Annotated in this window: 15 protein-coding genes; 8 read left to right on the top strand and 7 right to left on the bottom strand. The window is 73.1% G+C overall.

All coding sequences use genetic code 11. The annotated features are described in order from the left end of the window. Nucleotides 1-40: 40 nt before the first annotated feature. Complete coding sequence (locus ACGFIS_RS26630) at nt 41-1,594, bottom strand: hypothetical protein (RefSeq protein WP_392972951.1); 1,554 nt, start codon at nt 1,592-1,594, stop codon at nt 41-43. Between the two features lie 300 nt (nt 1,595-1,894). Between ACGFIS_RS26630 and ACGFIS_RS26625 the strand changes: the two genes are divergently transcribed. Then, nucleotides 1,895-3,664 carry a protein kinase gene (locus tag ACGFIS_RS26625; protein ID WP_392898225.1) on the top strand — a complete coding sequence of 590 codons (1,770 nt, stop codon included), beginning with the start codon at nt 1,895-1,897 and terminating at the stop codon, nt 3,662-3,664. 31 nt (nt 3,665-3,695) lie between these two features. Here ACGFIS_RS26625 and ACGFIS_RS26620 read toward each other — a convergent pair whose 3' ends face one another. From ACGFIS_RS26620 to ACGFIS_RS26610, 3 genes are all read right to left on the bottom strand, one after another. Continuing rightward, nucleotides 3,696-5,816: a fibronectin type III domain-containing protein gene (locus ACGFIS_RS26620; RefSeq protein ID WP_392972949.1), complete on the bottom strand. Its 2,121-nt coding sequence runs from the start codon at nt 5,814-5,816 to the stop codon at nt 3,696-3,698. 87 nt (nt 5,817-5,903) lie between these two features. Next, nucleotides 5,904-6,839 (bottom strand): threonine/serine dehydratase, encoded by a 936-nt coding sequence (locus tag ACGFIS_RS26615; RefSeq protein ID WP_392898231.1) that lies wholly within the window; start codon nt 6,837-6,839, stop codon nt 5,904-5,906. After that, nucleotides 6,836-7,051, bottom strand: coding sequence for a hypothetical protein (locus ACGFIS_RS26610; RefSeq protein ID WP_392898234.1), 216 nt, complete (start codon nt 7,049-7,051; stop codon nt 6,836-6,838). The genes ACGFIS_RS26615 and ACGFIS_RS26610 overlap by 4 nt, the downstream gene beginning before the upstream one ends. An 18-nt stretch (nt 7,052-7,069) precedes the next feature. Between ACGFIS_RS26610 and ACGFIS_RS26605 the strand changes: the two genes are divergently transcribed. Next, nucleotides 7,070-7,768, top strand: coding sequence for a hypothetical protein (locus tag ACGFIS_RS26605; protein ID WP_392972947.1), 699 nt, complete (start codon nt 7,070-7,072; stop codon nt 7,766-7,768). Here the strand turns inward: ACGFIS_RS26605 and ACGFIS_RS26600 are convergent. Genes ACGFIS_RS26600 through ACGFIS_RS26590 form a run of 3 tightly spaced genes read right to left on the bottom strand, consistent with a single transcriptional unit; the run spans nt 7,749 to nt 12,092 of the window. Beyond that, nucleotides 7,749-9,998, bottom strand: coding sequence for a DUF3488 and transglutaminase-like domain-containing protein (locus ACGFIS_RS26600; RefSeq protein WP_392972945.1), 2,250 nt, complete (start codon nt 9,996-9,998; stop codon nt 7,749-7,751). The genes ACGFIS_RS26605 and ACGFIS_RS26600 overlap by 20 nt on opposite strands. Further along, nucleotides 9,977-11,107, bottom strand: coding sequence for a DUF58 domain-containing protein (locus ACGFIS_RS26595; RefSeq protein ID WP_392972943.1), 1,131 nt, complete (start codon nt 11,105-11,107; stop codon nt 9,977-9,979). Before ACGFIS_RS26595 ends, ACGFIS_RS26600 begins: the two co-directional genes overlap by 22 nt. Nucleotide 11,108: 1 nt before the next feature. Continuing rightward, nucleotides 11,109-12,092: an AAA family ATPase gene (locus tag ACGFIS_RS26590; RefSeq protein ID WP_392972941.1), complete on the bottom strand. Its 984-nt coding sequence runs from the start codon at nt 12,090-12,092 to the stop codon at nt 11,109-11,111. 245 nt (nt 12,093-12,337) lie between these two features. On the opposite strand from ACGFIS_RS26590, the gene ACGFIS_RS26585 reads away from it, so the two are divergent. The 6 genes from ACGFIS_RS26585 to ACGFIS_RS26560 all read left to right on the top strand — a co-directional run bounded on the left by ACGFIS_RS26585 (nt 12,338) and on the right by ACGFIS_RS26560 (nt 18,177). Continuing rightward, nucleotides 12,338-13,087 carry a M50 family metallopeptidase gene (locus ACGFIS_RS26585; RefSeq protein ID WP_392898246.1) on the top strand — a complete coding sequence of 250 codons (750 nt, stop codon included), beginning with the start codon at nt 12,338-12,340 and terminating at the stop codon, nt 13,085-13,087. A 60-nt stretch (nt 13,088-13,147) separates the two neighbouring features. Then, nucleotides 13,148-13,876 (top strand): Crp/Fnr family transcriptional regulator, encoded by a 729-nt coding sequence (locus tag ACGFIS_RS26580; RefSeq protein ID WP_392972939.1) that lies wholly within the window; start codon nt 13,148-13,150, stop codon nt 13,874-13,876. A 78-nt stretch (nt 13,877-13,954) separates the two neighbouring features. After that, nucleotides 13,955-14,719, top strand: coding sequence for a hypothetical protein (locus ACGFIS_RS26575; RefSeq protein ID WP_392972937.1), 765 nt, complete (start codon nt 13,955-13,957; stop codon nt 14,717-14,719). A gap of 223 nt (nt 14,720-14,942) precedes the next feature. Further along, nucleotides 14,943-16,811: a hypothetical protein gene (locus ACGFIS_RS26570; RefSeq protein WP_392972935.1), complete on the top strand. Its 1,869-nt coding sequence runs from the start codon at nt 14,943-14,945 to the stop codon at nt 16,809-16,811. Further along, nucleotides 16,808-17,698, top strand: coding sequence for a hypothetical protein (locus tag ACGFIS_RS26565; protein ID WP_392972933.1), 891 nt, complete (start codon nt 16,808-16,810; stop codon nt 17,696-17,698). Before ACGFIS_RS26570 ends, ACGFIS_RS26565 begins: the two co-directional genes overlap by 4 nt. Beyond that, nucleotides 17,695-18,177, top strand: coding sequence for a Pycsar system effector family protein (locus ACGFIS_RS26560; protein WP_392972931.1), 483 nt, complete (start codon nt 17,695-17,697; stop codon nt 18,175-18,177). The genes ACGFIS_RS26565 and ACGFIS_RS26560 overlap by 4 nt, the downstream gene beginning before the upstream one ends. Nucleotides 18,178-18,211 lie beyond the last annotated feature (34 nt).

Here is an 18,211-nt window from a genome sequence, read left to right as displayed (position 1 = left end):
GTGCACGATGAACGTAAGCGCATGCTGACCCGGCCCGCAGCTATCGGGCGGTGAGTTCCACAGGGGTGTCCTTCGAGCCGGTGGCGATGAGGAGACGCTTCCTCGTGGTGGGGCGGCGGACGCCCTCCGCGTGGGGGACGAGGCCGCGCCCGGCGGCGGCCAGATAGTACCGGCGGCCGGACGGGGACCGCCACCAGGTTCCGCTCACCGGGCGGCGGGCGTCGCACAGGCCCGTCGCCCGGTCCTGCGCGGCGAGCAGCGCGGCGCGGGCGGTGGTGGCGCCGCCGGGGTGGGTCAGCCGGGTGCAGACCCAGTCGGCGGGCTTCCCGCCGTGCGGCAGTCTGCCGGACCAGAAGTTCCACGCCATCGCCTCGGAGACCGGGCGGTCCGGCCGGGGCGTCAGGCAGGCCACGCGGTCCCAGAGATCCCGGGCCTTCTCGCCCAGGCGGGCCGGCGGGCCCGCCCGGCCCGGCCGGTAGGCGGGCGAGTGGTAGGTGAGGACGGTGGCGCGCGGGCCGCCCAGGTCGCCGACCGTCCTCGCCCCGAGGTGGAAGAGCGGGCCGCGGCCGCAGCCGGAGCGGGCGCGGGTGGGTGCGGTCACACCGTCCGAGGTCGCGAGGCGGTCCCCGGTGAGGGTCTCGGGGCGGGTGTCCCAGGGGGCGAGAAGGTAGCGTCCGCCGCCGAGCGCGATCGGGGCGGACGGGTCCTGCCCGGCTTCGAGGACCGTGAGGGCGCCGCCGGGCGTGTAGCGGGCCAGCCGGCCGCCGTGCCGCATCAGGGCGACGGGTGTGCCGCCGACGTGGCCCGCGTAGAGGAGCTGCGCGGTGCCGCCCGGGCGGCGCCCGGGCGGCGCGGCCGCCCAGGCGCCGGCGGCCCGTCCGGTGAACGCCCGGTCGCGGGCCAGGTCGCCGCGGGCCGGCCAGGCGTCGAGGGTGCGGGCGCCGCGCGTCCAGGCTTCGGGGGCGGCCGAGACGAGCCGCGGGCCGGGCACCCGGGGGTCGCCGCGCTCCGTCATGACCAGCGCGCCGACCAGCGCGGCGGTGAGGACGGCGGCGGTGGCGAGCGGCAGTACCGAGCGGTTGCGGACGGGACGCAGCAGCGCGGGCTCGAACCGCACGGGGCGCCGGACGGCCGGCGGGGCGACCGCGTCCGCCGCACGGATCACCGGCCACGGATCGCGGACGCGCAGCTCGACGAGCTGGTCGTGGACCGCGTACCGGGGCAGGCCCTCGACGTGGCGCAGGACGTAGGCGACGCGGACATGCGGGTGGAGCTTCGCCAGGACCGCGGTGAGCGCCGGGTCGGGCGGCCGCGCCGGCAGCGCGCGCAGCCACGGGCCGAGCCCGATCTGCAGCCGGCGGGAGGGGCGCAGCGCCCGGCGGAGCACCCGGGTGCGGCGGCGGGCGAGCCCGGCGGGCGAGCGGTCGCGGACGCCGCGCGCGGTGGTGTCCACGATCCGGCGCGCGATCGCCAGCCGGTAGCCGCGCTTTCCCGTGCCGGGGAGAACGAAATATGCCAGCCGGACAAGGTCGCCATAAGCCGATTTCGAGATCGGCGATTCCGTCCGCGTATTCGTCAGGACATCTTCCGTCACGGCGGGCCACTCCCTCTGGGCCGTTCTCTCGTCGCGAACCCCGAGGTTAAGCCGCATCCCGGCGGGAGCGGGGCGAAGTTGGAACAACGATTAATCAGCCGATTGGAAATGTCCCCCTATTTCCATACAGGAGGCGGCGCGGGGCGGGAGGCCGCGGCCGTCGGCCGAGACCACCCGCGACCGATTCCTCCCCGTACTACGCTGTTGACCTCCGGGGGAACCTCCCCGGACCGCAGGACATCGAATGATCGCGCCCCCCGCCGCGACCCGGACGAGCAACGGAGAAGGATCCCCCCACCCATGACCGAGGACGTCCCCGGCTACCGGGTGCTGGAGCAGGTCGGCGAGGGCGGCTTCAGCGTCGTCTACCGCGCCCACCAGGAGCACCTCGACCGGATGGTCGCACTGAAGGTCCTGTCGATCGCCTCGGTCGACGACGCGGCGATGCGGCGCTTCCAGCGGGAGAGCAAGATCACCGGCCGGCTGTCCGGCCACCCCAACATCGTGACCGTGCTGGACACCGGCATCACCCGTTCCGGACGTCCCTACATCGCGATGGAGTACTTCGAGCACGGCGCGCTCACCGACCGGCTCGCGCGGGAGGGGCCGCTGCCGTTCGAGGACGTGCTGCGCATAGGGGTGAAGATGGCGGGCGCGCTCGCCGCCACCCACGAGACCGACGTCCTGCACCGCGACGTCAAGCCGCAGAACGTGCTGCTGTCGCGGTACGGGGAGCCGGCGCTCGCCGACTTCGGCATCGCCCGCCTGGTCGACTCCTTCGACGCGACGCACACCCAGGCGTTCACGCCGCACCACGCGGCGCCCGAGCTGCTGGAGGGCCGGACGCCCGGCGTCGGCGCCGACATCTACTCGCTCGGCTCGACGCTGTACCAGCTGCTGGCCGGGCAGCCCGCCTTCAAGGGCCCGGCCGGCGAGGGCATCGCGCTGCTGATGCTGCGGATCCTGAACGAGCCGCCGCCGCCGATCCCCCGGCCGGACGTCCCGCAGCAGGTCTCCGGCGTCATCGGGCGCGCGATGGCCAAGACCCCCGAGATGCGGTTCGCGACCGCCGTGGAGTTCGCGGAGACGCTCCAGCGCGTGCAAGCCGAGCTGGGGCTGCCCGTCACGGACGTGGCGCACAGCAGCGGCTCGGTCCGGCCCGTCCCGCGGGCCGACGGCGGCGCCGGCTCGCCGTCCTCGGGCCACTCGTCCTCGGGGCACTCGTCGTCCGGTTCCCTGCCGGGGCCGCGGATGTCGTTCCCCGACGCCTCCGGTCCGCCGCGCGTCCCGGAGTGGGCACCGACCGCCCAGGCGCCGCCCGCGCCGGTCTCGCCGGCCGTCGCGCCGCCGTCGCCGTGGCATCCGGACGCGCTCCCGCCGCGGACACCGGACGCCCTCCTCCCGCAGGACGGCCCGCGGCCGCAGCAGCCGCCCGCCGCCCCGGACGCCGCCACCTGGGGGGCGGCCCGGACGCCGGCCGGCGCGCCACCGCAGGCCGGCGACCCGCGGGCGAGCGGCTCGCACACCACCCCGCACACGAACCCGTACCGGCTCACCCATGACCGGCCGGACGACGGGCCGCGCCGCGGCCTCATCGTCGCCGCGGGCGTCGCGCTCGTCGGCGGGCTGGCGCTCGGCATCGGGGCACTCGCCCTGACCCGCGGAGGGGACGACGGCCGGCAGGACGCGGGGGCGGCCGTGGCCTCCACACCGGCGCCGCAGGGGCAGGCCACGGGCGTCCCGCCGGAGCCCATCACGTCCGCGCAACTGGCCGCCACGCGCCCGCGCAAGCTCGCCGCCAAGCCGGTCGGCCGCACCGCCGCGCTCGCCTGGGTGCTCCCGCCCGCCGCGGCGGACCTGCCGCTGCTCATCCAGCGGCACCCCGCCGGCGCGGAGCCGCTCATCACCGTCAGGGCCGGGTCCCGCGCGGCGACCGTGCCGGGCCTGCGGCCGGGCACCCGCTACTGCTTCAAGGTCGGCGCGGTGCTGCGCCTCAACCCGGGCCAGGCACCGGACGTGTCGTGGTCGGCGCCCACCTGCATCCCCAAGAACAAGAAGAAGCGGGGCTAGCGGAGGCCCACCGGCGGGCTAGAAGCTCGGGCTAGAAGCTGTTGGACGGCTCGCACTTCCAGATCGACGGCCCGACGAAGCTCTTCCAGCTGCCGGGCGTGGAGATCAGGTAGGCGGGCACGTAGCCGCGCTTCCCCTTCCACGTGATGTTGGTGTACATGTCGCCGCTGAGGTTGGGGTCGCTGGAGTGCTCGAACCGGAGGCCCTGCTCCTGGCAGTTGACGGTGACCTGCTCGCCGTTGTTGTCGTTCATGGTGACGACGACGGTGCTGCTGGTGCTGGCAGTGGCCCTGATGTAGGCGTTGGAGTTGCCGTTCATGCGCACGGCGTAGGTGCTGGTGGGGCCGGTCAGTTTGGCGTTGATCGTCGTGCCCGAGCCGGTTCCCGCGCCGTTGGCGGCCGCGACGGTGAAGGTGTAGTTCCCGTTCGACCACACGTCGCCGAGCGTCGCGGACGTGGCCGAGACCGTCTTGCTCCCCGAGACCGGGCCGCTCCACGTGAGCTTGTAGGAGGCGGAGCCGCCGCCGGGCGGGGCCGTCCAGGAGACCTTCGCCCCGGACTTCGTCGCCTGCGCCTTGAGGCCCGTCGGCGCGCCCGGCGTCACGCAGGGGCGGACGGGGTCGCTGGCGGTCGACAGCACTTCACGCGTCCTGCCGTTGGCGTCCTTGTACCGCACCGCGACGCGGAAGCGGTACTCCTGCCCGCAGTCGCCGCCCGTCACGGTGAACGTGAAGGGACCCGCGCCGGGGCCGATCGCGGACGGGGCGGCCGACAGTCCGGCCGGGACGTCCTTCAGCGCGTATCCGACGATCCCCTCACCCTGCGACGGCTGGAAGCCGATCCGCATGGTGCCGGCGCCGGGCGTGACCGACACGTTGGCCGGCGCGGTCGGCGGGTCACCGGGGCGCGGCGGTGAGGCCGGCCGGTTCGTCGGGGGCGTCAGCGGCGGGGACGACGGGTTCCTGCGGGCCGGCGGCGGGGCGTCCCCGTCGCCGGGCAGCGGGATCGTCCGGCGCTTCGGGCCGCCCGCGACCCTGTCCTTGTACTTGTTGATGCCCTTCTGCACGCCCTGCCGGTCGATCACGACGGCGCGGGGACCGGCCGGGTCGTTCGCCCAGATCATCCCGTCCTTGACGAAGACGTCGAGCGTGGACCGCGGGTTCGTCACCGGGATCGGCTTCTCGAACCGGTTGGCCGCCGAGTTGTACACGATCAGGGCGCCGGCGGTCTCGTCCGGGATGTAGACGTTCGCGCCGAGCATCTGCGGCGGCCGGTACCGGTGCTTCGGCATCGGCAGCCGGGTGCTGGAGTACCGCCCGGTGTCGGTGTCGACGGTCACCAGGGATCCGGTGCCGGGCACCAGCAGCGGAACGGTCTTGCCGTCGGTGTGCGCGGGGGCCAGCACGCCGCCGCGGCCGGCCTGCCGCACGGTCGTCGGCAGGCTGATCTTGAGCGGGGACCCGGACGAGGTGACGACCGTGGCGGTGGAGGAGGTGGAGTCGGTGACGACCGGGGCGCCGGCCGCGATGGTCAGCGCCAGGTCGTCGCCCGGCTCACCGACGCGGACGGGCGGCTGGACCTCGCCGTCCTTGAACGCCGCGACCTCGCCCTTCTGCGACACCGGGACCCAGAGGGCGCCCTTGCCGTCGATCCCGGCCTGGCCGAGGACCGGCGGCAGGTCGGCGGCCGCGCCGACGGGGGTCAGGCCGACGGGGTCGATCTGCTGCACGACGCCCTTGACCGAGTCGACCGTGTACGCCTTCCCGGCGCCGGCGAGGACCTGGATGCCCTTGCCGAGCGAGCGGCTCTGGCCGATGCTCAGCTGGGACGGGTCGAGCCGGCTGACGACGCCCGTGTCCAGGTCGATGATCAGGATCGTGGCGCCGTCCTGGACGATCTTGATGTTGTGGCCGCGCATCTGCGGGATCACGCCGGCCTTGCCGTCCACCTTGGCGGCGGGGCCGTTGACGTGCACGACGGCGCCCTTGCTCTTCGCGGACAGCCAGGCGCCGACGTCGGCGAGGCGGTACTGGGCGCTCGCGACTCCCACCCCGTACACGGCGGCGGCGATGACGAGCACGCCGACGAGGCCGACCGCGACCTGCCCCGTCAGTCGGTCACGTCGGATCCAGCTCAGGCCAGCAACCCGCACGACTACGATCACCTTCCCCCGGTTCGAGGAGCACCGTAGTGGGTTCCGACCCGAGTTGCCGGTGTTTTCCCGGATAAAGAATGGTGGTCAGCTGTCGCCAATGGCGTCAGTGAATGTCGGGACTGTAATATTACGTCCGGTAATGATCACTATAAGGCGGCCGGTGACCTCGATCTTCCCGGCGAGGACGGCGGCGACGCCGGCCGCGCCCGCCCCCTCGGCGACCAGCCCGTGCTCGCCGAACAGCCACCGCATCGCCGTCCGGATCCGGTCATCGGTCACGGTGGTCAGCTCGGCGGTCCGGCCGATCACCTCCGGTGTGACGCTGCCGGCCTCCAGGTTGCCGGGAAGGCCGTCGGCGAACGTCTCACCGACCTCGACCCCGACGACCCGCCCGGCCGCCACCGACGCGGACACGCCGCGCGACACCGCCGACTCCACGCCGACGATCCGCACGTCCCCGCGTTCGCGCGCCCACAGGCACAGCCCGGCGAGGAGACCGCCGCCGCCGACCGGCGCGACGACCGTGAGCGGGCCGTCCGCCTGCCGGTCGAGTTCCCGCCCGATGGTGCCCTGCCCCGCGATGACCGCCGGGTCGTTGTACGGCGAGACGTAGTGACCGGGCAGGGTCATCGCGTGCGCCTCGGCCTCGTCGTAGGTCGTCCCGTGCTGGACGAGCCGCACCGGATACGCCCCGATCTTGTCGACCTTCACCGGGGACGCCCGGGTCGACACGACCACGGTGACGTCCGCGCCGGACCGGGCCGCCGCGTAGCCCATGCCGAGCCCGTGGTTGCCCGCGCTCGCCGTGACGGCGGGCTCCCCCGCGGGAAGCGCCGCGACGGCCGCGAGCGCGCCGCGCACCTTGAACGCGCCGGTCGGCTGGAAGGTCTCCAGTTTCAGCAGGGCGCCGGGGGCCAGGCCGGACGGCACCAGCGGCGTCGGCTCGAGCTCGGCGGAGACGGCCCGCCAGGCGCGGTCCAGGTCGCCGGGGCCGGGCGGGCGGACGGCGCGGACCGTCACGGGCGTTCCCCGGGCGCGTCGTCCAGCCGTTCGTGGAGGCGCTGCCTGATCTCCTCGGGCGTGTAGGCCCGGCGGCGCCGCTCCGCCCGGACGATCACCGCCCCGGTCGCGGCGACGCCGAGGAACCCGGCGATGCCCAGCGCCTTCCAGATGCCCAGTGCTTTCCAGACGCCCAGTGCTTTCCAGACGCCCAGCGGCTTCGTCCATCGCATGCGGCTACCGTATCGATCATGCCTGGTACGAGCATCTCCCTCGACGAGGCCGCCGACCTGACCCGCACGGGGGACGTGTGGCTGTTCCGCGGCCGGACGGTCGCGGACCGCGCCATCCAGATGACGACGAACAGCCCCGTCAACCATGTCGGCATGTCGCTGGTCATCGACGACCTGCCGCCGCTGATGTGGCACGCCGAGCTGGGGCGGTCGCTGCGGGACATGTGGTCGGGCGGCCACCATCGCGGCGCGCAGCTGCACGACCTGCGCGACGCCGTATTGGCGTGGGGGTCCCCACGCCGTCCGGGGGGTGCGGGGGGTCGGCCCCCCACAAGGCACGGGTACGGGCAGCGAGCGTGGCTGCGGCAGCTCGAACCACCGCCGACCGCGGGGATGGAGGACGCGGCGCTGCGCGCGGTGGCGCGGCTGAACGGCACCCCGTTCCCGTCGACGTCGAAGCTGGCGACGCGGTGGGTGCGGGGGCGGGTGCCGATCCGGCGCCCCGCCGGGCACGACGCGCGCCGCGGCGCCGACGTCATGGAGACGGCGTTCTGCGCCGAGATCGTCGCGGTGACCTACCAGGCGATGGGGCTGCTGCCGAAGGGGCGCCGCCCGAACTGGTTCGACCCGGGGCGGTTCTGGAGCGGCGACGACCTGGAGCTGGAGACCGGCGCCGTGCTGGGCGGCGAGATCGCGGTCAGCCTGCCCGTCTCCTGACGGGCGCCTCGGCCGGGGTCTTCTCGGCGGGTGCGCGGCGGTCCTTCAGCGAGCGGGGGTGCAGGCGGCGCCGGAGGCGGCGCAGGCGGCCGGCCTTGGTGGTGACCAGGCGTCCCAGTGCGTCGGTGTGCTGCCAGGCCTGGTCGGCGGCGCGCGGGTCCGGGCGGGACGCGGCGAAGCGGCTCCGGTTGACGAGGTCGGCGAGCGGGCGCAGATGCCCGTGGGCGTCCTCGCCGACGCTGGACGCGCCGAACCGCGCCACCTCGTGCGCGGTCAGCGTGAGGGCCGTGGACAGGCCGACGTCCGACAGGTGGTCGAGGGCCTGGTGCCAGGCACCGGTGATGCGGGCGGCGGGCGATCCGGCCCGGCGGCGCCGCTTGCGCAAGGCGGGGGCGAGCAGGACGGCGAGCACGTATCCGATGACCAGCACGGCCCCCGTGATCGACGCGAACACCCACCACGGTGTGGGCGAGTCTTCGGCGACGGGCTTCTGCGGCCCCTTCTGCGTGGTGTTGCCAGGCCCTTCCCCGCGCTCCTGGGACACGGCGTTCTTCTGCGCCTGTTCGAGTTTCTGTTCCGTCTCGCCCGCGGCGACCGAGTCGTTCCCCTTGGAGGGGCGTCCGGTGTCCGGGAGCGGGTTGAAGCGGATCCAGCCGAGACGCTCGAACTTGATCTCGGGCCACGCCATCACGTCCCCGGAACGGACCTGGACGGTGTCGCCCACGCGGTTCCCGCCGTCGAAGCCCACCACGACCCGCGACGGCAGGCCGAGCGTGCGGGCGAGCAGGGCGTAGGCGGTCGCGAAGTGCTCCGGGGTGCCGCGCCGGCCCTCGGCGAGGAAGTAGTCGAGCTGCCGGTAGCCGTGCCCCGGCGGCGCGGTCACGTCGTACTTGGCGTAGCGCTTGAGGTACTGAGCGAGCAGTGCGGCCTTGTCGATGGGCGACACCGCGCCCTGCGTCGCCGCCTCCGCGAACCTGCGGAACTCGGCGAGCTGGACGGGCGGCTCCTTCGCGCCCGGCCCCCAGGGCAGTTCGAGCGCCGCCCCGGCCTCGGCGTCGGTCGCGACGGCCGCGGCGGCGAGGTCCTCGGCCGTCCATTCGGGGACGACGGAGGCCACCCGGTACGTCTGGCCGGGGCGGAGCGGCTGCGCGGCGGCCAGCGCGCCGCTCTCCGGGTCGACGACGACGGGCAGCCCGTCGACCTGCCGGGGGCGGTCGGGGGCGGGCACCCACACGCCGGGCAGGTCGCGGATCGTGATGCGCTGCTCGACCTCGTGCTCGCGTTCCGGCCGCGGGCCTTCCGGCACGCGGCTCCCGGTGGGGACGAACCGGGCCGTGGACGACCAGGTCACGCCGTTGAACCGGTCGAGGACCGCGAGCCGCTCGATCTCGTTCCGGCGGCCGGACTGGACGGTGAACATGACCTGGCCGGGGTTCAGCAGCCAGCCGCCCACGCGGTCGAGGGGGCTGACGCCGTCGCGCTGCTGCGGCGGCGGGGCCCGCACCTGCTCCCGCGGGTTGTACGGCTCCGCGCTGACCGGGACGACCGGCGCCGCCGCGAACGCCACCGCCCCCAGCACGACGGCGGCGGGCGTCCCGATGGCGAGCGGCCGCCGCGCGACCCCGGAACCGGGGCCGTCGGCGCGGACGAGGACGAGGACCGCGACCAGCACGACGGTCGCGGCGGCGAGGGGCGCGTTGGAGCCGGGGCCGTCCACGCCCAGCAGGAGCGCGACCGCCCACACGCCGAGCGCGGGCAGGCACGGCGCGGCGCGCAGCGAGGTCCGCAGCGCCAGCTCGGCGGACGCGAACGCCGCCAGCCACACCACCACGTTGACCAGGACGAGGAACTCCGGCGTGGCCGGGGCGGGCAGCAGCGTGGTCAGGATCGCCTTCCACGAGCCGAGCACGCCCTCGCGGAGCGTCTGCGGCAGCGTCCCCGCGCTGAGGGCCGGGCGCAGGACGGTGACCGACACCGTGCCCGCCCAAGCGACCACCGTCAGCACCAGCGAGATCCACAGCGGCCACGGGTCACCGCTCCTGCCCGGCCCGCCCTTGCGCGGTCCGGACAGCAGCCCGCACAGCGCCGCCGGCACGACCGCGGCGACGACGGCGACCGGGACCACCGGGCCGAAGCCGAAGACCCGCTGGAACGACAGGCCGGCGACGGCCGCAAGGCAGGCCGTCACGGCGAGCGACACGTACCGGGTCACCGGACGCGCCCCAGCCACCGCCACGACTCCGCCAGCCCGTCCAGATCGGCGAAGTCGATCACCTGGACGCCGGGCGGCGCCGGCGCCGCCTCGGGCGGCCGGACCCGCAGCACGACGACGCGGTCGAAACGGTTCCGGACGGCCGCGACCTCTCCCAGCTCCACGGCGCCGGACGTGACGACCACGAGCGACCCGCCCGCGCGCACACGGCGCACGGCGTCCATGGTGGACTGCGGGCCCTCCTGCGTCGCGACCGAGGTGAGCCGGTCGAGCAGGACCTCCGCGTCGTCGCGTCCGCCGCGCGTCTCGGCGAGCTGCCCGTCGCCGGTCAGGAGCCGGACGGGGAAGCTCGCCGACGCCGCCGTCATCGCGACCGACGCCGCCGCGTCCACCGCCAGCTCGAAGTCGTCGGGCTCCGGCCACGACACGGGCCGCGCCTCCAGGACGATCGTCGTGGTCGGCAGGCTGGCGTCGACGAGCTGGCGGACCATGAGGGTGCCCGTCCGCGCCGAGGACTTCCAGTGGATGTGGCGCAGCTCGTCGCCGATCACGTATTCGCGCAGCGCGTGGAACGTCGCCGTCCCGGCCGGGGACCGGTCGCTGGTCGGCCCGTCCAGGTGGTGAGCGCGGCCGGACGGCAGCAGCGACAGCGGCACCGTCTTCGGCCGGACGAGCAGGACCTCCGGCCTGCCGTACTCCCGGGTCCGGCGGGCCAGCCTGAGCGGATCGGCGCGCACCAGCCGCAGCGGCCCCACCGGGATCTCGCCGCGCCGGCCGGTCGGCAGCCGGTAGGTCACGGACCGCGTGCCGCCGGCCCGCAGCCGGGGCACGTCCACCGCGACGGAGTCGGCGCTGGCCGCGTCCCGCGCGCTCACCCCCCGCGCTCCGCGTCCCCTGTTGGTGACGTGAAGGACGCCCACGGCCGGTTCGCCGCGCTCGACCTTCTTCGGCGCGATCTCGCGGCTGACGTCCAGCTTCGCCTGCGGCAGCGTCCACAGCGCCGCGCCCGCCACCGCGGCGAGCCCGGCGAGCCCGAACATCGCGGGCTCCGGATAGCCGAGCCACCAGCCCGCCGCGTACAGCGGCGCGCACACGGCCGCCGTCCCCCATCCCAGCGGCGTCAGCACGTCACACCCCGGCGGCCTGCGGAGTCGGCACGTTCTGCAGGGCTTCGCCCACCACGTCCGCGCCGGAACGCCCGCGCAGCTCCGCCTCCGGCGTCACGATCAGCCGGTGTGCGATGACCGGGACCGCGAGCGCCTTCACGTCCTCGGGGACGATGTAGGACCGGCCGGCCGCCGCCGCGCGCACCCGCGACGCCCGCAGCAGCGCGATGCTGGCCCGCGGGCTCGCGCCGAGCCGCAGGTCGGGATGCGTGCGGCTGGCCGCGACGACCCGCACGAGGTAGTCGAACAGGGGCGGCGCGACATGCAGCCGCTGCGCGAAGTCGATCATCCGGGCGAGGTCCTCGCGGCCCATGACGGGCGACATCTGGTCGAGCATCGCGCCGGTCGGCGCGCCCGCGAGCAGCGCCACCTCGGCCTGGTGGTCGGGGTAGCCCATCGAGATCCGCATCAGGAACCGGTCGAGCTGCGCCTCCGGCAGCGGATACGTGCCGTCCATGTCGACGGGGTTCTGCGTCGCGATCACCATGAACGGGCGCGGCACCGGATGCGGGGTGCCCTCCACGGTGACCCGGCGCTCCTCCATGACCTCCAGCAGCGCCGACTGCGTCTTCGGGGAGCCGCGGTTGATCTCGTCCGCGACGGCGAGGTTCGCGAAGATCGGCCCGGGGTGGAACTCGAACGCACTCGTCCCCTGGTTGAAGATCGAAACGCCGGTGATGTCGCTGGGCAGCAGGTCGGGCGTGAACTGGATGCGCGTCCACTCCGCCTCCACCGACGCCGACATCGCCCGCGCCAGGGTCGTCTTGCCCACGCCCGGGACGTCCTCGACGAGCAGGTGGCCCTCGGACAGCAGGCAGATGAGCGCCAGCTCGACCTTCTCCCGCTTGCCGCGCACCACCCGCTCGATATTGCCCGCCAGCGCCGCGAACATCTGCGCGAACCGCCCGGCCAGGGCGTCCGCGTCCACCCCCGCGTTCTCGTTCATTCAGCTGCCCCCCAGCCGCGCGGGGCCGTGTCCCGCGCGGGGGATCGGTCCCCGGTCAATCCCCGTCACCCTCTCGTCGCGCCAGGTTCGGAGTCGGGAGCCGCGACCCCCGGCGCGAAGGGCACAATAACGGTTTTCAGCGCCGTCCCGTGCCGGTATTCACCGAATGACCGCCGCGAACCGAACGCGAACGTTATCCGTGACGTCCTAATGTTGGGCTTCGCGACGACGACTTCGAGGTGGACGTGGACGACATCAGCATCACCGACCTGTGGGACCGCGTGACGGGAACGCAGCCCGATCCCCCGTGGTGGCTGGTGGCCTTCGTCGGCCTCGTGGCGCTCGCCGCGGTGCTCCACGGCCCCACCTGGCGGGTCGCGCGCAACACCGTGACGATCGCGCACGAGGGCGGGCACGCGCTCATCGCCCTCGTCACCGGCCGCAAGCTGGACGGCATCAAGCTGCACTCCGACACCTCCGGGGTGACGGTCTCGCGCGGCAAGCCGCACGGCCCCGGAATGATCTTCACGGCGCTGGCGGGCTACATCACTCCCCCGCTGCTCGGCCTGTTCTTCGCGCTGCTGCTCGCCGCCGGCCGGATCACGCTGATGCTGTGGTTCTCGCTCGCGCTGCTCGGCGCGATGCTCATCATGATCCGCAACGCCTACGGCGTGCTCTCCGTGGTGGCCACCGGCGCGATCATCCTCGGGGTGTCGTGGCTGGGCAGCGCCGAGGTCCAGGCCGGCTTCGCCTACCTGGCCGCGTGGTTCCTGCTGCTCGCCGCGACCCGCCCGGTGATCGAGCTGCAGCGGATGCGCTCCCGGCGCATGGCGCCGAGCTCCGACGCCGACCAGCTCGCCCACCTCACCGGCGTCCCCGGCCTGGCCTGGGTCAGCCTGTTCGGCGCCACCGCCCTGCTGGCGCTCCTGGCGGGCGGCGCCCTCCTCGTCCCGGACGTCGACCTCCCCGACCTGTCCACCCTCCCCGGCTACTGACCACCGGACCGGATGCGGTCACCGCCCTGCCCATCGGAGCGCCACATGCTCTGATGGGTCATGGCCGACGGTATCGCGCGTGGCGGCACGGCAGCCGGATCGGCGGCGTCCGCCTTCTGGCCGAAGTTCAGCCTGCTGGGCGGCCTGCCCGAGACGTCCCGCCGCCGGATGCTGGAACTCGGAGCCGAACGCCGTTTCGAACGCGGCAGGAGAATCTTGGAGGAGGGGGAGATATCGACCTTTGTCGTCCTCCTCCGGGCAGGCTTCGTGAAGGTCTCGGCGCGCTTGGACGACGGGCGGCAGGCACTGCTCGCGATCCGCACCCGCGGCGACCTCGTGGGCGAGTTGGCCGCCATCGACGACCACCCCCGCTCGGGTACGGTGACCGCCTGCAGCCCGGTCGAAGCGACCATCATCGCGCAGGGGGAGTTCCTCGGCTATCTGAGCCGCCATCCGCAGGCCAATCTTCAGTTCAACCGAATGCTGGCCTATCGGCTGCGCCAAGCGAACCGGCGGCGGCTCGACTTCACCGGCTGCACCGCACCGGTGCGGGTCAGTCGCGTTCTGACCGAACTGATCGAGACATACGGACGCCGTACGCCCAGGGGCTGGGTCTGCGACGTCCCGTTCACGCAGCACGAACTCGCCGACCTGAGCGGGACGTCCGTGGAGACGGCGCAGATCACTCTCCGCGGGCTGCGCAACGCCGGAGTTCTCAACACCGGCTACCGCAAGCTCACCGTCCTCGACAGCCGAGCCCTTCATGATGCCGCACATCTGACGCCCTGATTCCGTATTGGCACGGATAACCGCCCGCCGGCCGGAGGGACGCTCGTCTCGACAGCCACTACCGGGCAGGTGACCGTGATGGACCCAGACACCCCCGTCCGCAGAACCGTCGTCGCCGCGGACGTCCACCACTACAGTGAGGCGGCGCCACTCCAGCAGGTGGACATTCAGAAAACGCTGATCGACGCGCTGGACTCGGCGGCCACGCTCTCCGGGCTCGACCGCTCCCGCTGGTACACGCAGGCACAGGGCGACGCGGAGCTGGCGGTGCTTCCGGCGGACGCCCCCGAGCCGATCGTCATCGCCGACCTCGTCCGCGAGCTGACGAACCAGCTCGCCCGCGTGAACCACGCCGCCGACCCGGCGCTACGCCTCCGGCTCCGGGTCGCGATCCACTCCGGGATAGTCCATTTCGGGCACAACGGGCTTCCCGGCCCGGCCGCCATCGAGACGTGCCGGCTGCTGGAGGCGCGCCCGTTGAAGGAGGCCCTCTCCGCGAGCACCGCCGACCTCGCCCTGATCGTTTCGGACCGCCTTTTTCACGACATCGTGGAGGCCGGCTACCGAGGCCTGCGCGCGGCGGACTTCACATCCGTCGAGGTGGCGGTGAAGGAGTTCGCCGGCACCGGCCACGTGCGACTGCTCGGCGGTCCGGGCGCCCCCGCGGCCGCCGGGGACAAGATCCCCACCGACCCGGTCCGGGAAGACGGCCGCACCCGCGCCGTGCGGGACGAGACGACCTTGCCAGTGGAGCTCCCGCATCTGGGCGCCTGGGCGTCCGGCGACCACGGCATCGCCATCGGAGGCGACCAGATCAATTACGGGGACCACTATGGCCAATGATCAGCCGCCCGCGGAGAAGCCTCTGGAAGACCAAAACGCGAAAAACCCGCCGTCGGCGACGGAAGACGAAGCTCGGGGGAAGGACGCGCCGAGGGACAGGGACCGCGAAGGAGCCGCCTCGGGGACCGGCGAAGCGGAACCCGGCCTCCAGGAGGAGCCGGACGCGGCGCTCAGCCAGGAGGAATTTCGCCGTCAGCAGGCGGAGATCCGCAGGATCCGCGCGATGTCGGAATCGGGCGACGCAATCGGACGCGACCAGATCAACATAACGATCCACGGGAGCGGCGACGGGAAAGGGTGGGAGGTGCACAGCCGCAGCGAGACCGATGGCGACCTCGCCGACCACTGGCGGACGTTCGCCGCCACCCCCTCGCGGGCCCTGCTCGCCGAGGTGCTGTCCCGGCAGCGGGTCGCGGTCCTTCGGGCCCGCCGGCGTTCGGGCGCGACGACGACGGCGCTCGCGGCGCTCGCGATGTTCACCGTCCGGGTACGGGAGGTGAGCGGGAACCGTCCGCCGGCATCCCTCCCCGCGACGGTCATCGAGCCGGGCTGCGGCTACGTCTTCGACGCGGTGGGGGCCGCCTGGACGGCTCGTCCGCGCGGCTCCGCGGTGCTGGGCTGCCGCCGGCTGCTCGAACAGCACGGAGCCTGGCTCGTCGTTCTCGTCGACTCGACCGCGGACACCGAGAACGTCCGTGAGTTGCTCGTCGAGCATGAGCCGCCGGACCCGCGCGACGTCCTCGCCAATCATCTGCACGCCGCCCTGCCGGGTGAGAGCGCGTTCGTCACCGAGGTCCTGCGGGAGGCCCAGCCGCCGCCGCGGACCCCCGGTGAGGCCGCCGACCTCGCCAGGGCCCTGATCCGCGGGCACCGGGCGGGCCGACCGATAGGCGCGGTCATGGCCGGACGTCCCCATCCCCTGCGGGAGGAGGCGCGGACCAGGCTGCGCCAGAACCGGGACGGCCCGCCGGAGGAGCGGGATCTCGCCCGGCGCGCATTTCTCATCGCGCAGGCGGTCCTGCACGACCTTCCCGCGGCGCACGTCTGCCGGGCCGCGCACCACCTAGCCGAGCAGCTCTACGAGGTCGAAAAGCAGAAGACTAACGCCAAACTGGGCCAACTGCCCTTCGGCGACATCCTGGAGAGCTGGCTCGACGCGCCCCCGGCCGACACAGGCGGGGACGGACCGGGCGACCCCGACATCGATCGCCGCCTCCCCATGCCGGAAGGGTTCGCCGAGGCCGTTCTCCATGTCGTCTGGTTCGACTACATAGTCGCGCACGAGGCGCTCTTGCACTGGCTCAGCGGTATGGCGGAGAACGACCCCGACCGGCGAGTGCGGTTCCGCGCGGCGCTCGCGCTCGGACGGCTCGCCGTCTACGACTTCGACTTCATGGTACAAACCTGCTTCGTCCCCTGGTCTCACGACCGTCGGCAGTCGCTGCACCAGGTGACGGCGTGGGCGCTGGAGGAGACGGTCAAGCGCGACCCCGCCAAGCTCACCCGGGTCTTCGCTGCAGCAGATGCCTGGTCCAGGGGCAGGAGCATCACCCAGCGATCCACCGCACTGCGCATGTACGGCACCTACCTCGGCGTCCAAAACCCCGAAAGAGCATTGCGTGGACTCCGCCACATCGTCCTAAAGGGCGACGCGGCGGACCAGCGGCGCTGGGTGACGTTCTCGTTGGTGGAGATCTTCGCTGGGGGGCGGCGGACGACCGTCGCCCGCACGCTCGTGGACTGGGCGTCCTCACCGCAAGTGCGCATCCGCCGGACGGCCGCCGACAGCCTGGCAGAGCTGGCCGAACTGGACGATCCGTCCGGGATGCCAGAGCTGATGACGATGTTCGAGGCAGAGCCCGAGTTGGTCGGCCGACTGTGGCGTCTGGTGCTTACGTCCCGTCTCTGCGGCCGAAGGCCATGGGACGCCCTCCGCACCTGGCGTAAGCGCGGAGTGGACATGACCGAATTGCGCGGCCGGCTAGAGAGCGATCCCCGGCTACGCCGCCCGCTCGCCTTTTACCTGGGTCCGCACGTCGCGAATGCGGCCCTACCCGCACCGGCCCCCTGCACTGAGGAGGCGACACGATGACATATTTGAAAACAGCCTGCGACCACGGAGCCCTGGACAAGACACCACCGGACCAACGGCTCTCGGCCCGGCTCCGGCGCTTCTTGCTCGACGGGCGGGACCGCGAACGCGCCATCCACCGGCCGGACGGTTTCTCCTTCTCCACCCCCGCGGAGGGCGACGGCTACGACTTTTCAGTGAACGTGCAGTTCACATGGTGCTCCACGGGGGTGGCCAGCGCGGAGGAATTGGTCACGAGGGCCAAGGAGGGGTATCCCGCCCTGCGCGACAAACTTCTTGACGGGATCCGGCTGGCCTCCCGAAAGTTCCCGCCCTACGAGGCATGGAAAGCCGAGACCGAGATCGCCAGGCTGGTGACAAACGTGTTCACCAAGACCCGATTCGAGTATGTGACGGCGGACGGGCCCGACGGGCGGGTCCGGCCGATCGAGGCCCGGACGACCGTGAAACCGGATGAGACTGTCCGGAAGGCGCAGCAGGCGGCCTGGAACCTCCGGCTGGCCGCCGAGAACGATCACGCGCTCGCCGAGCGTCTCGTCCCGCTGCTCACCCGGCGCCGCGAGCTGTGGCAGGCGTTCCTGGAGAGCGGCCAAGGGCGATGGACCACTCCGTACGCGGCGAACCTGGCCGAGAAGCCCCAACACGTCGGGGAGACCGTCCAGGCCATGTTCAGCGACCGGCGCAAGCAGGCTAAGGAGCTGAGCGAACAGATCAACGAACAGACGGAGGATTACGGGGAGCTGAACGCCTACGAGCTGATGATCCGCAACGACACCGTGCTGCGGCGGCTGATGGACCTGATGGGAATCGACCATGCGCCCGAGCCGGCCACGGGACCGTTCGGCTCCAGCGAGCGGAACACGTGGAACGGTGAGGGGCGTCCGTGAGCGCGGACCACGCATGGCGAACGCTGGCGGAAGTGAACGGCTGGATACGACTGGCTGACACCAAGGCGGCGGCGCTGCTGTCGCTGAGCGGGCTCCTCGGAGGCTGGATGCTGCTGACCATCCCGGCCGGGCGGGCACCGGCGCTTCGCACGGTGACGCTGATGATCGGCCTTACCCTCACGGTGGCGACGGCCTGTCTCGCGCTCAACGCCCTGCGGCCGAGCACTCGGCACACAGCACTGCCGTCGACACTGCATTTCGGCGACATCGCGCGCGGCTATGCGAGAGCAGCGACCGCCTTCGCCGACGAGTGCTCGGACCTGTTCGCGGACGAGGAGCGGCTCACACGTGCGCTGTGCGACCAGGTGTGGGTCAATAGCATCATCGCCGCCCGTAAGTTCAGGGATGTCGACCGGGCGCTGCTTATGCTGACCGCCGCCATGACCGCGACGGCCGCGGCCTTACTGATGGGCGGGTGAACGACACTCAACGGACGCCTGTCTGGGCGCATGG

It is taken from the genome of Spirillospora sp. NPDC048824 (assembly GCF_043198455.1).
Classification (GTDB): Bacteria; Actinomycetota; Actinomycetes; order Streptosporangiales; family Streptosporangiaceae; genus Spirillospora.
The sequence above is the reverse complement of the archived record's forward strand: the minus strand, read 5'-3'. Positions and strand labels throughout refer to the sequence as shown.

Coding starts and splice junctions, on each gene's coding strand:
- ACGFIS_RS26625 (WP_392898225.1), top strand. CDS start 1,895: ATGACCGAGGACGTCCCCGGCTACCGGGTGCTGGAGCAGGTCGGCGAG.
- ACGFIS_RS26610 (WP_392898234.1), bottom strand. CDS start 7,051: ATGCGATGGACGAAGCCGCTGGGCGTCTGGAAAGCACTGGGCGTCTGG.
- ACGFIS_RS26605 (WP_392972947.1), top strand. CDS start 7,070: ATGCCTGGTACGAGCATCTCCCTCGACGAGGCCGCCGACCTGACCCGC.
- ACGFIS_RS26590 (WP_392972941.1), bottom strand. CDS start 12,092: ATGAACGAGAACGCGGGGGTGGACGCGGACGCCCTGGCCGGGCGGTTC.
- ACGFIS_RS26580 (WP_392972939.1), top strand. CDS start 13,148: ATGGCCGACGGTATCGCGCGTGGCGGCACGGCAGCCGGATCGGCGGCG.
- ACGFIS_RS26575 (WP_392972937.1), top strand. CDS start 13,955: ATGGACCCAGACACCCCCGTCCGCAGAACCGTCGTCGCCGCGGACGTC.
- ACGFIS_RS26570 (WP_392972935.1), top strand. CDS start 14,943: ATGTCGGAATCGGGCGACGCAATCGGACGCGACCAGATCAACATAACG.
- ACGFIS_RS26565 (WP_392972933.1), top strand. CDS start 16,808: ATGACATATTTGAAAACAGCCTGCGACCACGGAGCCCTGGACAAGACA.